This is a genomic window from Clostridium sp. Marseille-Q7071, assembly GCF_965112025.1.
Genome location: NZ_CBCOPR010000001.1, coordinates 2,527,653 through 2,541,428 on the forward strand (window position 1 = coordinate 2,527,653; position 13,776 = coordinate 2,541,428).

At 28.2% G+C, this 13,776-nt stretch carries 9 protein-coding genes and 1 pseudogene; 7 read left to right on the forward strand and 3 right to left on the reverse strand.

The window, feature by feature from the left end; genetic code table 11:
• Nucleotides 1-5: 5 nt before the first annotated feature.
• Nucleotides 6-806 (forward strand): hypothetical protein, encoded by an 801-nt coding sequence (locus ACWPW7_RS11870; protein ID WP_454053667.1) that lies wholly within the window; start codon nucleotides 6-8, stop codon nucleotides 804-806.
• Between the two features lie 124 nt (nucleotides 807-930).
• On the opposite strand, the gene ACWPW7_RS11875 is transcribed toward ACWPW7_RS11870, so the two are convergent.
• Nucleotides 931-1,653 carry a lysophospholipid acyltransferase family protein gene (locus ACWPW7_RS11875; protein ID WP_454053668.1) on the reverse strand — a complete coding sequence of 241 codons (723 nt, stop codon included), beginning with the start codon at nucleotides 1,651-1,653 and terminating at the stop codon, nucleotides 931-933.
• A 207-nt stretch (nucleotides 1,654-1,860) separates the two neighbouring features.
• Here ACWPW7_RS11875 and ACWPW7_RS11880 point away from each other — a divergent pair, with 207 nt between their 5' ends.
• Nucleotides 1,861-2,784: a transposase gene (locus ACWPW7_RS11880; protein WP_454053669.1), complete on the forward strand. Its 924-nt coding sequence runs from the start codon at nucleotides 1,861-1,863 to the stop codon at nucleotides 2,782-2,784.
• Nucleotides 2,785-3,101: 317 nt separating this feature from the next.
• Here the strand turns inward: ACWPW7_RS11880 and ACWPW7_RS11885 are convergent, their stop codons facing one another.
• On the reverse strand, nucleotides 3,102-3,767 hold the full coding sequence (locus ACWPW7_RS11885; protein ID WP_291566367.1) for a hypothetical protein: 666 nt from the start codon (nucleotides 3,765-3,767) through the stop codon (nucleotides 3,102-3,104).
• 828 nt (nucleotides 3,768-4,595) lie between these two features.
• Between ACWPW7_RS11885 and ACWPW7_RS11890 the strand changes: the two genes are divergently transcribed.
• The 4 genes and pseudogenes from ACWPW7_RS11890 to ACWPW7_RS11905 all read left to right on the forward strand — a co-directional run bounded on the left by ACWPW7_RS11890 (nucleotide 4,596) and on the right by ACWPW7_RS11905 (nucleotide 10,007).
• Complete coding sequence (locus ACWPW7_RS11890) at nucleotides 4,596-5,603, forward strand: helix-turn-helix transcriptional regulator (protein ID WP_454053670.1); 1,008 nt, start codon at nucleotides 4,596-4,598, stop codon at nucleotides 5,601-5,603.
• A gap of 342 nt (nucleotides 5,604-5,945) precedes the next feature.
• Nucleotides 5,946-6,413, forward strand: coding sequence for a Fur family transcriptional regulator (locus tag ACWPW7_RS11895; protein WP_454053671.1), 468 nt, complete (start codon nucleotides 5,946-5,948; stop codon nucleotides 6,411-6,413).
• Nucleotides 6,414-6,469: 56 nt separating this feature from the next.
• Nucleotides 6,470-8,277, forward strand: a pseudogene (locus tag ACWPW7_RS11900) (ABC transporter ATP-binding protein).
• Nucleotides 8,274-10,007 carry an ABC transporter ATP-binding protein gene (locus tag ACWPW7_RS11905; RefSeq protein ID WP_454053672.1) on the forward strand — a complete coding sequence of 578 codons (1,734 nt, stop codon included), beginning with the start codon at nucleotides 8,274-8,276 and terminating at the stop codon, nucleotides 10,005-10,007. Before ACWPW7_RS11900 ends, ACWPW7_RS11905 begins: the two are co-directional and overlap by 4 nt.
• Before the next feature lie 113 nt (nucleotides 10,008-10,120).
• On the opposite strand, the gene ACWPW7_RS11910 is transcribed toward ACWPW7_RS11905, so the two are convergent.
• A complete protein-coding gene (locus ACWPW7_RS11910) occupies nucleotides 10,121-11,440 on the reverse strand; it encodes an amidohydrolase (protein ID WP_454053673.1) in 1,320 nt (439 codons plus the stop codon).
• Between the two features lie 863 nt (nucleotides 11,441-12,303).
• Here ACWPW7_RS11910 and ACWPW7_RS11915 point away from each other — a divergent pair.
• Nucleotides 12,304-13,653, forward strand: coding sequence for a glycosyltransferase family 2 protein (locus tag ACWPW7_RS11915; protein WP_454053674.1), 1,350 nt, complete (start codon nucleotides 12,304-12,306; stop codon nucleotides 13,651-13,653).
• Nucleotides 13,654-13,776: the final 123 nt, after the last annotated feature.

The window sequence follows — 13,776 nt, forward strand, 5'->3', positions numbered from 1 at the left end:
ATATTATGCTTAGTAACTCAATTTATAGCATGCTACCAAAATATAAATTTATTTATGAGGAAAGAAATGTTGAATTACCTAACTATTTGAATAGAGAAATTAAAAAAAATTGGAATGAATTGATTAATTCCGGAAAAAAATATACAAATGGAGAATTATATACTATATCAAGTATAAAATTTGAAAATGACAATTGTCTAATTTTTAGAATTTTAAAAACTGATTATGCACACTATTTATATACTGTAAAGCAAGATTTTCAAGGAGAATATATATGTAGATCCATTGCAACTAGTGCTCTTTTTATTACAAATGATAATTATTATGTTTTAGGAAAAATGTCAAGTGATACTTCTTTACCAGGTAACATTAAGTTTATTGGGGGAGCTATTAGTAAAGAGGATTTTATAGAAAATGAACTTCATCCTATAGAAGGTATAAAAAGAGAAGTTAAAGAAGAAATAGGATTAGATTTAGATGATAAATCTAAAGTTGAAAGCGTAAACTCAAGTTATTTCATAACAATAAAAAATTTATCTTTTATAAATATATGTTTCAAAATAAAACTAAATTTGTCTTCAAAAGAAATTATTAAATTATTTGATGAACATAATGAAAATTTGTACAATCAAAATATGGAGCAAGAATTGGATTCTATTGTTTTAGTAAAAAATGATAGAGAGAATCTAAATAATTTTTTTACTGATAACAAAGGCATAACTATGGATTATCTAGAAGAATTATTTTTAGTTGAGATGGGAATTAACGAAGCACGAAATTTTTCTGATGAAGATAATCTTCGATAATGTGATATGAAAGGGACGGTTCATGATTTATTTTATATTTTGAAATAATCTTTTATGTTAAAAATCACAGTATTTAAAAATACACACTAGAAATTTCTAAGAAACTAGTGTGTATTTTGATTTTTTATAATTTAGGCAATTTGCTCCCGATAATTTGTTTTACCTGAGTAGGTAGATTATCCAGTTCTTCTTTTGTTAGTTCTGCGGTTTCTATCATTGGATGAATAATTATTTTAACATCTGCCGGTTTAATTCTATTACCGTTTTGTTCCATTAGTTTATACGATCCTTGGATTGTAACTGGTACAATTGGTACCTTTGCTTTAGTAGCCAATTTAAAGCTCCCAGCTTTAAATTCTCCCATTATATCACTTTTACTTCTTGTGCCTTCTGGGAAAATAACAAGGGAATATCCTTCTTTTAATGTTTGTACACCTTCTATGATTGCTTGTGCTGACTTCCTCAAATTGCTTCTATCCATAAATACACAGTTCATGTATTTCATCCATGTACGAATCAGTGGAACTTTTTCCATCTCAACTTTGGCAATATATCCTTTAGGTTTATTAATATAACTCATAAATAGTGCAATATCAAAGTTACTTTGGTGATTACTCATAAAAACTACAGGTATATGCTTAGGTATGTTTTCTTGTCCAATTACTGTGACCTTTGCACCACTCATTTTCACATGAGACATTGCCCACTTAGATGTAACTTTGTGAACATAATCTATTTTATCATCTATTTTACCTTGCTTTTCTAAAGATTTCACCTTATACATTTGAGGAGTTTTCCCAAGTAAACTTGCTGCAAAATGCGTGTACCAAGCGATTGTTCTTAGCATAATAACCCTCCATATTTAATTTAATATATTTTTATTATAGTACAAAGTTATATATAGTGAAAGGGATCGGAATTTAGATAACAGCTTTTATATTAGGGACGGTTCATTTAAAATATCAATATTTTTAAGTTATCATATGAAAATAGTGTTTATGGTTTTTGACAATGGCAATAATTATAAAAAACTATGATAATTGGAGGGATTTTTATGGCCAGAGTAGCTAGAGTATTAAGTGAAAGTGGAATATATCATGTTATGACTAGAAGTTTTCCTGATAAACCTTTATTTTATGATGATAAAGATAAAGAAAAAATGCTTCAAATCTTAAGAAAATTGCAGATTGAAGAAAATTTTAAGGTTTATGCCTATTGCTTAATGGATACCCATACTCATTTTTTGATAGACATTAATGGCGGAGATTTAAGTAAAATGATGAAAAAATTTAACTTAAGATATGGAGGATATCTTAGAAAGTGTAAGAAGCATAACGGACCAGTATTTAGAGACAGATATAAAAGCAAGCCCATAAATAGCGATACATACTTAATAGAAGTTTCTAAATATATACATAGAAATCCAGTAGATATAAAAGAATACAAAGAAAAACCAGAAGATTATATGTATTCAAGTTTATCACTGTATTTAGGATTAGAAAAAAACAGATTTAATATTTGTAATGAAGAATATATAATGAGTTTCTTTGGGAGAAGAAAAAGAAGAGCAAGAGAGAACTACTATAAAGCTATGTTTGATATAGAGAAAGAAAAGCTTAAAGAAATGGAATTTGAAAATGATAAATCAGAATATAGAAGTGAAAAGGTTATTTTGCTTAGAAATTGTTCAGAAAAAGAAATAAGCAATTTTGTATGTGAAAAAACAGGAGTTGATGAGATAGAGTTAAAATTAAAACATAGAAGAAAAAGTAGACAGGCAAAGGCCATATATACAGTTTTTTTAACTCAGTTCAGTGGCAAAAGCCAAAAAGAAATATGCAAAACACTAAAGAACATAACACAATCTAATGTATCTATACTTTGCAAATATGGAGTAGAACTGATAATTAAAGATAAATTTTATAAAAATATGTTAGATGAATTAGTAGAAATTAATCTTAAAAGAACAGCATGCTAATATAAAAAATATCTTTATATATTAATATTATGCTTATAAAGAAAAAAGGGACAAGTTTAGAAATATTTATGATAAAAATTAAAATAACAATAGATCTACATATACTTGATTATAATAAACAATAATATTTAATCTTTATTCATTTATATTCATTTACATTTAATTTAAGGGACGGTTCATAATTATATTTAAAATGAATTATAGTATTGTATAAAAATATGAGAATAAAAATGAACCGTCCCTCAAATATAAATATGGAAAAAGCCTACTTACATTAAAAGTAAGTAGACTTTTGTATATAGATTTTGATATAAATTTTATTTTACTTTAAGATGATGAGCTAAATAAGTAGTTATTTCTTTATTGTTTGCAGAGCTAGCCGGTGTGAAAGCATAACCGATTACAGCCATTTTGTTATTCTGTGGCATGTGTATTTGAATTTGTTTATAATATACTTCATCTTTTAAAGCATCTATAGAACCAGTTTTATTAAGTATGTCTAACCATTCTTTATCAAGTTTATTGCTATCTACTAAAGCTTTAATTGTTTCAGATGAAAGCTTTATGTCTAATTCAAATAAAGCACCTTGTCCACTTGGAAGATTTATAACTTCAGAATTAGTTACATTAAAAATAAGTCCTTCTTGAGTATTTTCAAGCTCCTTCTTTAAAAGTTCAACGTATTTACTCATGTCTCCTAAGTCTTCTTTAGGCAAGTCTAATATGTTAACATTAGCATTAGAAGTAAAATTTTCAGTACTTTCGGAAACGTTTAAAAATGCTACCATAGGAGCCATTGTTGTTTCATCAACTTCCCAATTTGCAGGGATTGATGCAGTGAAATTCTTTCCATCGTAATCTTTAGTTTCAAAGCTAGCTTTCATAGGCTCTACAGGTTCTGTTTTTTCTTTAGAAGAACAACCTCCAAAAGCAAATACAGCTAAAACAGCCGTTAATAAAAGTAAATTTTTTAATTTTTTCATAAAAACAATCCTTCCTTTTTAATGTAAAATTATGTTGTAAAGCATAACAATATGTAATATTAGCATGAAATTGTAAAAATGTAAATGAGATTTTATGAAAATTATAGAAAAAAATGTATAATTAATTCAAATTAATGTATCGTATAAAATATTTATAATTATGAAATTCATTTTAAGTTGAATGTGCTAAACACTTAATTTAAGGATAAAAATTTTATATATTTATATATAGTAAAAATGATTAAATTTTTTTATATTTAAAGATATTAGCTATGAGAATATGCTTTGAAAAACTTTTAGTAATGTGAAAATGTAACAGATTCTTTTAAGAAAAGAGATAGTTTCATTAGCAAAATTATATCTAAGGGACGGTTCACAATTATATTTCAAATTACATTATATGTTTAATAAGAATGTAAGAATAAAAATGAACCGTCCCTTAAAGGAAAATGATATAATGGATATATGAGATTATAATGGAAGCAATTGATGAAAGTGATTTAATAGTAGTTATTAAAAGAAATGGAAGAATTTTTGTTATGGATGTGTTGATAATGATGATTGCAATTAGTATAATACATATTAGGTAATGTTATTTTAATAAAATAGTTTTTTTATTTATAATATAAAGCAGCTTTTAATAGCTGCATATTTTAAAAATATATAATGAAAATGATTATTATTATCATTATATTGTGTTTAATATCATATATAGTATAACAGAGATTTAAAAATATGATATATTTTTGCCGACTTTTACACTCATTAATATAAAGCAAAAGACTATGATAATAATAAAAGCATAATAACAAAAGGGAGTGAATTACTATGCTTAATAAAGGGATGAGGGAATATGACATAACAAATATAGTAGAGGGAAAATGTTCTGTTTGTAAAGATCTTACTAATATATATAATTTAGAAGCGAATGGCTATGAATTCGAGATTCCTAAAGAAATAGGGCATGGGTACTTGAAGCAAATTGTTTCTTATGAAAATATTCAAATTATAGATTTTAATATGACTTTTCATAAAAAGATGGAGGTGCAAGGTATTTCAAAGACCCCACATATAGATATGTTTTTTTGTGTAGGAGATGGAATAGAATGGGAATTTAAACGGAATAAAGATCAATTTGAACTTTCTAGCGGAGAGAGTTTTTTCGCTAAAGCTAAAAATAGAGAGAATATAAAAAGATGCACTTATTTACCTGACCGAAACTTTAACTTTATGGAGATTAAAATTCATCCTAAGAGATTTTATCAAATAACAGAGAATATTGAAAAAGAATGGAATACATTTTGTAATGGTAAAAAGGATGAAATATTCTATAGGGATAAGATTACACCATCTATACAGGTTGTTTTACAACAAATACTGAATTGTCCATATGAAAAAGGATTAAAAAATATTTATATGGAAGGTAAAATACTTGAGATTCTTGCAATATATCTCAATGAAAGAATTTATCAGCAAGAAAAGCGTAATTCAATAAAGCTTTCTAATGAGGATGTAGCAAGCCTTTATAAAGCTAAAGAGATTTTAGACAATAGTTTAGTAGATCCACCTACATTAACGCGTTTATCTAAAATGATATGTCTTAACGAATTTAAGCTGAAAAATGGATTTAAAGAGATATTTGGTGATACTGTATATGCATATGTTATCGATAAGAGATTAGAAACAGCTCGTTTATTGTTAGAAAAAAAGAATATGCAGGTTAGTGAAGTTGTAAGCCTAGTGGGATATGCAAATGCAAGCCATTTTGCTTCAGCTTTTCGTAAGAAGTTTGGAGTTAACCCAAAGGAATATTTACAAAATGTAGTTAAACAATGATATATAGAATATTAAAAAATTGCTGTGTAAAAAATGATAACAGCAATTTTTTATTTAATAATCCTTTTTTCGTCTTTTTAAATCCTTATATGAGTAGAGAGGAAGAATTAGTTCTTTTATAATAAATGATAGGGATAATCATTATCAATAATATTTTTGAAGAAAATTAAAATATCAATTTATAGAGGAGGTGTATTAAGCAAGTAAAGTATATTTACCTTCAATAATATTAAAGCAACTTCAAGAAAACAGCTAGTATATTAGCATCTTAAGCATCTTTAAATAGTTATTTTCTTTCAGATGCCTAAGATGATATGTATAAAGGAAAAGGAGAAGAATTAAATGTCAAAACTATCACTGGAAGAAGTAAAATATACAAAAAACAAATTGATGGAGAGAGGCTACAGATTAACTGTTCAAAGGAAAGCAATAGTCAATGTTATTATAGAAAATAAATTTGATCATTTATCTGTAAAAGATATCTATGATCTTGTAAAAATCACCATAGCTGATATAGGTATTGCAACGGTATATAGAACTGTACTTTTACTAAAAAAAATAGGTTTTTTGCATGAGATTGATTTAGGTGATGGTTTTACTAAATATGAGATTATTCCTATAGGTTCAAAAGGATATCATCCACATTTAATATGTTTAAATTGCAAAAAGATTATAGAGATTGAAGCTGAACTTTTAAACAAAGTAGAACGCACAATAGAAAATAATAATAAGTTTAAAATAAATAACTATAATATTATATTTTATGGTCTATGCAGTGTATGTAATGAAAATAGTAAGCTTCATACATAATAAAAAATTAAAAAAATTAAATGTACAATATTTTCAATATAAAGGAGGTAAAAATTTTGGAAAAGAAAAAAACAGGAATCCCTCGTTTATTAGAAATTGCTGGAGAAAAACGAGGGTTACTAATTATTTCAGGAATTTATCATCTATTAGTGCTATTTGTATGCTTGTACCTTATATATCTATTTATTTTATACTTGCAGAATTGTTAAAGAATGCTTTTAATCCGTCTTTAGCTGATGGAGCATTGATGATGCATTGGGGTACTATAGCATTAATAGGATTAATTGGTGGAATTATAACTATGTATTTTTCAGGGTTATGTTCCCATATGGCGGCTTATCGTATATTATATGGCTTACGTGTAAAACTTTCAACTCACATAGGAAAGCTTCCACTTGGATATTTTACTAAAAACTCTACAGGAGCAATTAAAAAAACTATGGAACAAAACGTAGAAAAAATTGAGAACTTTGTTGCTCATCAATTACCAGATTTAGTTAATGTATTAGCTACAACAGTAGTAATGATAATAGCAATGTTTTATCTGAGTTCACTGCTTGCAATTGCTTGCATTGTACCGCTATTTTTAGGTTTCTTTGTTCAATCTAGAATGAGAACTGGTGAAAAAGCTAAAGAAAACTTAAAGTTTTATCATGATTCATTAGAGAGAATTAATGGATCAACTGTACAATATGTAAGAGGTATGCCAGTTATAAAGATATTTGGACAAACTGTCCATTCTTTTAGAAAATTTTATGATGATATGATAAGTTACAGAGATTATTGTGTAAGATATACAGATCAGTTTCAAAATAGCTATGTTTTTTTCAAAGTAATGCTAGGATCCTCTTTAACCTTTATTTTACCTGTAGGTGTATATATTTTAAGTGGAAAACCTGAAAACATGGCATTTGCGTTAACGTTACTTTTCTTTCTAATTATGGCACCAGGAGTATCAGCTCCTATGTATAAGTTTGCTAATTTTGCTTCTACAATAGGAGATATTTCTGAAGGCGTTGAACGTATAGATAAAATTCTTAACGAAGAAGCTATGCCAGAAGTAAAGAATCCTAAAACACCAAAAAAATTTGATATTAAATTTCAAAATGTATCCTTTAGTTATGATTCAACTGGAAACTCAATACGTAAGGAAGCACTTTCAAATATAAATTTTAAAGCAGAGCAAGGAAAAGTAACTGCTCTTGTAGGGCCTTCTGGTTCAGGAAAATCTACAATTGCAAATTTAATTCCTAGATTTTGGGATGTAAAAAAGGGTTCCATCACTATAGGTGGAGTGGATATACGAGATATGAGTATAGAGAATTTAATGGATACAGTGTCCTTTGTTTTTCAAGATTCATTTTTATTTTATGATACTATTTATGAAAATATTTTAGTAGGAAGGCCTGATGCAACTAAAGAGGAAGTGTATGCGGCTGCAAAGGCTGCACAATGTCATGATTTTATTGAAAGATTTCCAAATGGATATGATACTCTTATAGGAGAAGGTGGAACTTATCTTTCTGGTGGCGAAGAACAGAGAGTATCTGTAGCAAGAGCTATACTTAAAAACTCCCCTATTTTAGTACTTGATGAAGCAACAGCTTTTGCCGACCCAGAAAATGAGTATCAAATGCAATTAGCACTTAAAGAACTGATGAGAAATAAAACTGTAATAGTTATTGCTCATAGACTTTCATCTATACAAGATTCAGAACAAATTATTGTTCTAAATGAAGGATGTATTGTAGAAAAAGGTACACATCAAAAATTAAAAGCCAATAATGGACTTTATAAAAAAATGTGGGATGCATATACTGATGCAGGAAAATGGAAGCTTGAAAAGGGAGGTAGTATAGCATGAAGATCCTTTATAATATAACTGCTGGAAATCCAGAAAAGTTAAAAAAACCAATTTTCTTTTCAGTTCTATCTAATGTTCTAAATATCTTACCTTTTACTTTAGCGATAACAGCAGCAAAGATAATATTTGAATCCTATTCAACTGGAACAGCTCTTGATATAGGTAAGCTGTGGTTAACCTGTGGTGCATTATTTGTATCCATGATAATAATGTTTTTAGGAGAAATACCGGCTTATAAGTCAGCGTATAGAGGAGCATTTATAGTTGCTGCCGAGGGAAGGGCAAAATTAGCTGAACATTTAAGACAATTACCACTTGGATATTTGACAAGTAGAGATCCTGGTGATCTTGGAAATATGATGATGGGTGACTTTGCTCTAATAGAACATTGTATATCTCACCTTATGCCTCAATTAGTGGGAGCATTAGTTATGCCGGTGATTGCTTTTATTGGATTGTTATTTCTGGATTGGCGTATGGCTATTGCCATGTTTGTGGCGCTACCTGTAGGAACTTTGATTATAAAAGCTACTTCTAAATTACAAAAAAGAGTAGGTAAGAGACATATGGAATCTAAAATATATGCTGCTAATAGATTACAGGAGTATTTAAACGGTATAGGAACTATTAAAGCGTATAATTTAACAGGAGAAAGATTTACTCGTCTTGAAAAGGCATTTAGACAGTTTATGATTGAAAGTATAAAAATAGAAGGATTTTTGCAACCAATAGTGTTGACGGCGTTAGCATGTATTAGAGCAGGACTTACAGTAATGGTATTTGTGGGTACACATTTACTTTTAGGTGGGAAATTGGATATTATAACCTTCGTTACATTTTTAATTGTAGGTACAAGGGTATTTGATCCTTTAACTACAGCACTTGGAGATTTCTCAGAAATTAATTATGATCAGCAGGCAGGAGAAAGAATTGTAAATTTATTAAATGAGCCTGTTTTATCAGGAGATAAAATGCCATCTGAAGGTCATGATATTGAATTTAAAAATGTTACATTCGGGTATGGAAGTAATAGTGTTCTTAAAGATATTTCTGTGAAAATGTCAGAGGGCTCATTAACTGCATTGGTGGGACCTTCCGGCAGTGGAAAGAGTACTATTTTAAAATTAATAGCTCGTTTTTATGATCCGCAGAAAGGTGAAGTTCTTATAGGGAATGAAAATATGAAAAAATTAGAGCCAGAAGCACTTCTTAAAAAAGTTTCTATGGTATTTCAAGATGTATATCTTTTTCAAGATACCATTGGAAATAACATAAGATTTGGTAAAGAGAACGCAACGCAAAGTGAAGTAGAAGAAGCGGCGAAAAGAGCATGCTGTCATGATTTTATTATGAAGCTTCCTCAAGGATACGATACGCCTGTAGGAGAAGGAGGTTCTACTCTTTCTGGTGGTGAAAAGCAACGTATTTCTATTGCTAGGGCAATACTAAAGGATGCACCAGTAGTACTATTAGATGAAGCAACTGCATCATTGGATCCAGAAAATGAAGTGGATATACAAAAAGCAATAAATGAACTTATTCAAGGAAGAACAGTTATTGTAGTTGCACATAGACTAAAAACTATTTGTGAAGCAGATAATATTATTGTTTTAGATAATGGAGAAGTTGTAGAGCAGGGCATCCACGATGAGTTAATTTCTCAAAAAGGATTATATTCTCGTCTTTGGAATTTACAACATCAATCTAGCAGATGGAGTATATCTTCATAATAATTATAAAGCAATCCTTGTAGAATAAATAAGTTCTACGGGGATTGCTTTATGGTTATGAATTTTTGATATTCAAATGCTCTAGGATAAAGATATTTGAGATAGTGTTATTTCTATGCTTTTATTATTTTATCATTACTATCCATTAATTTTAGATACTCTTCTTTAGTCATTTTAGGAGTAAAGTTATCCAATATTTCATTTGCATTCTTTGCATTATCACATAATAAATCTACTACAGTTAATGCCATTGCTTTCGCAGAAGTTATATATGCTAAATCTTCGTCTATTATTTCATATTCTCTAGAATGAAGGCTTCCCTTTATTCCACCTATCATTGGGTGAAGAGTAGGCATTAATTGTGATACATCTCCAAAATCAAAGGAGCCTGTAAAATCTCCTCCATCTATTATTTTATCTTCAGCTATTCCAATAGCAACTAAATTGTTTTTAAATAAATTATCTAATTCTCTATATCTTAATATTGGTAAATAGCCTGGAATTTCTGTAATCTCTATTTGAGCTCCTACAGCAAAAGCACCAGCCATTAGAGCACGATTAATTTTAGCATTTGCGTCTAATATTCCTTCTATAGTTCTAGCTCTAACATAAGATTCCATTCTAACATCTGCAGGAACTGAATTTACTATGTCTCCACCTTTAGTTATTATTGGATGAAATCGAACTCTTTCGCTTTCTTTAAAAGTTTCCCTTTGAGCATGTACATTATTTATAGCAAGCATAGCAGCATTTAAAGCATTGATGCCTTCATGAGGTGCTGAACCAGCATGTGCTTCTTTTCCTATAAAATTAATTTTTTTTGCTATAAATCCATTACTTTCAGTACCTACTAAGGCTTTATTTTCGTCCATATCTAAAGAGTGAAACATTATAGAAATATCTACATCATCAAAGTAACCACGATAAATAAGTTCCTGTTTTCCACCAAAGAATTTTATTTTTTTATCTTTTCTTAAATTATCTCTATATTCTAATTCAATTAATTCTTCAGCAGGAGTTGCCATAAGTTCTATTTTGCCATCTAACTTATCAGCAACACCAGATTTAACAAGCCCCACAGCGGCTCCTAGCATTCCAGCTATTTGTATATTATGACCGCATGCATGAATAGCACCTATTTCATTAGCATCTTTATGGTCTTTGCATGATATGGAATCTAACTCACCTAATAGGGCTATCTTAGGGCCAGTTTTATTAGAGTTTATTTGAGCTCTACATCCTGTAACTGCAATATTTTCTTCAACATCTAAATTTAACTCATTTTTCATAAAATCTACTACTGTATTTGTAGTTTTGAATTCTTTATATCCAAATTCGGGAGTAGAGTATATTTTTTTACCTATTTCAATAATTTTATTTCTATTTTCATCAATAGTTTTAATTATTTGTTTTTTTAATTCATCTTTATTCATTTTTATTCCCCCTATATTTTATCTTAAAATTTTAGAACAAAATGGGATATACCTCGTAAGAAAAGAAGATATTTATAAATACTATTATATATTATTACAATTTTACAAGACATTTCTTTTATTGCCTACATAAATTCCTGTAAAAGCTAAGATAGTCGTAATAATACTTAGAAAATATATATTATTAGTTTAATCCATAAAAAATTAAGATATAGAATACTAGAAGGTAGAGTTAAAAGTAGACCTATAATATGGGAAAATATCTTTAACTATCATAGTAATCATAGTAGGTAATACTAAAATCATCATACCTAGGCTTTAATAACAGAAATGTCTAAGTTTATTCATTGACTAATTAAAGACATTGCTAAGAATTAAGTAACATTTCTTTTAATATCAATTTTACTAAAGTAAATATCTTCTGTTTTTTATTTTTTTAAAATTAGGTTCTAATATTTTATGATATTAATTAGCAAATTGTAGGAAAACAAAGACTAAAGAGGTTATCATTGTGATTACTGAAAGCATATTATTTGTAGCAACATAGGCTAGAATAATTTCTGTCATTTTAGGAGGAGCTGCAGCAGTTAATGAAGAGGTAGCAGTCATGAAAAGTGTTTTATATAAATATTTTTATGTTAAATCTTTATTATGTGTAATTTTTCATTTGTAATTTAAATTACCATGAATTACATATTTAAAAGGTACTGAATTTTTTAATTTCATAAGTTATAATATTAAATGCAAAATAATTAATTTTTATAAGAATGATTACGTGATAATATTTACATTATATTGAATATTTGTAATACAATATAAATATTTAAATATTATATTTATAGAATAGTAGAATGGAGGTTAAAATGCTTGAAACTCAAACTAAAGTAAAGAATAAAACAAATTTATTTCATAAAAAAATTTATATTAAAGTACCTTATAAGTTTTTATTAAGTCATATAATTGCATTTAGTTGGATGATATTTTCTATATATGTATCTTTACCATGGATCAATGATCTAGGAATGATAGTTACAAAGCCAGTAGCAATATTAATTATTGCTGGTATAGGGTATATACCAGGTTATATTAATGCATTTATTGTTACTAGTCTTCTAATGGATAGGCAGCCAGTTTTTTTAGATACAAGCCCTAATGACGAAGTTACAATTATCATTGCATGTAAAAATGAAGAAAAAAATATTGCTAATACTTTAAGATATATAGCAAATCAAGATTACGATGGAAATATTAATGTAATTGTTGTTGATAATGGTTCTACAGATAGCACATTTCATTCTGCACAGGTAGCAGGAGAAGAATTGAGCTTAAATTTGCAAGTTCTTTATGAAGAAAAGCCAGGAAAATATAATGCTTTAAATAGTGCTTTAAATTACATAACAACAGAGTATACAGTTACTTTAGATGCAGACACTTTATTGCATAAATCTGCAATAAGGTACATTGTATCAAGAATTAAATCTGCACCAAAAGAGGTTTGCGCTGTGGCAGGAACTGTTTTGGTAAGAAATAGTAGAGAAAATTTTATTGCAAAGCTTCAGGAATGGGATTATTTTTTAGGAATTGCTAGTATTAAGAGAATGCAAGGCTTATATCAAGGAACATTGGTAGCTCAAGGAGCATATTCTTTATATAAGACAGAGGCTTTAAGATTAATGGAAGGATGGCCTGATGCCATTGGTGAAGATATTGTTTTAACTTGGAATTTTTTAAAGCATGATCTTAAAGTATATTTTGAACCATTAGCTGTAGCTTTTACAGATGTACCTAAAACATTAAAGCATTTGTCAAGGCAGAGAAGCCGATGGGCAAGAGGAATGCTTGAGGCTTTAAAAATAGTTAAACCTTGGCAGCATCCAATATTCTATGTTCGTTATCTTACAGGTATAAATCTTGTTATGCCATATCTTGATTTTGTATATACTTTTTGTTGGATGCCAGGATTAATACTAGCACTATTTGGAAAGTTTTGGGTAGTAGGGCCTTTTACATTATTTGTTATGCCTTTAGCACTATTTCAGAATTTTATACTTTATAGATATCAAAGGCATGTATTTAAAAGATTAGGATTAAGAGTAAGAAGAAATATATTAGGTTTTGTTGTATATGTACTTATGTACCAAATGATTATGAGTCCTATGTCCATAATAGGATATTCTCAAGAGATATTAAATCTTAGACGTAAGTGGAAATAATAAATAAAAGATATCTCAGAAAAATGGATGATAATTATAATAATAAAATTTAAATTGATTTATTAGATTTATATTACAGTGAACTAGTTTAAATAATAAGAAGTACTTTTTCATAGAAGAGTG

Excerpts from the sequence above, each read along its gene's own strand:
- ACWPW7_RS11870 (WP_454053667.1), top strand. The coding sequence starts at position 6 with ATGCTTAGTAACTCAATTTATAGCATGCTACCAAAATATAAATTTATT.
- ACWPW7_RS11875 (WP_454053668.1), bottom strand. The coding sequence starts at position 1,653 with ATGCTAAGAACAATCGCTTGGTACACGCATTTTGCAGCAAGTTTACTT.
- ACWPW7_RS11880 (WP_454053669.1), top strand. The coding sequence starts at position 1,861 with ATGGCCAGAGTAGCTAGAGTATTAAGTGAAAGTGGAATATATCATGTT.
- ACWPW7_RS11885 (WP_291566367.1), bottom strand. The coding sequence starts at position 3,767 with ATGAAAAAATTAAAAAATTTACTTTTATTAACGGCTGTTTTAGCTGTA.
- ACWPW7_RS11890 (WP_454053670.1), top strand. The coding sequence starts at position 4,596 with ATGCTTAATAAAGGGATGAGGGAATATGACATAACAAATATAGTAGAG.
- ACWPW7_RS11895 (WP_454053671.1), top strand. The coding sequence starts at position 5,946 with ATGTCAAAACTATCACTGGAAGAAGTAAAATATACAAAAAACAAATTG.
- ACWPW7_RS11905 (WP_454053672.1), top strand. The coding sequence starts at position 8,274 with ATGAAGATCCTTTATAATATAACTGCTGGAAATCCAGAAAAGTTAAAA.
- ACWPW7_RS11910 (WP_454053673.1), bottom strand. The coding sequence starts at position 11,440 with ATGAATAAAGATGAATTAAAAAAACAAATAATTAAAACTATTGATGAA.
- ACWPW7_RS11915 (WP_454053674.1), top strand. The coding sequence starts at position 12,304 with ATGCTTGAAACTCAAACTAAAGTAAAGAATAAAACAAATTTATTTCAT.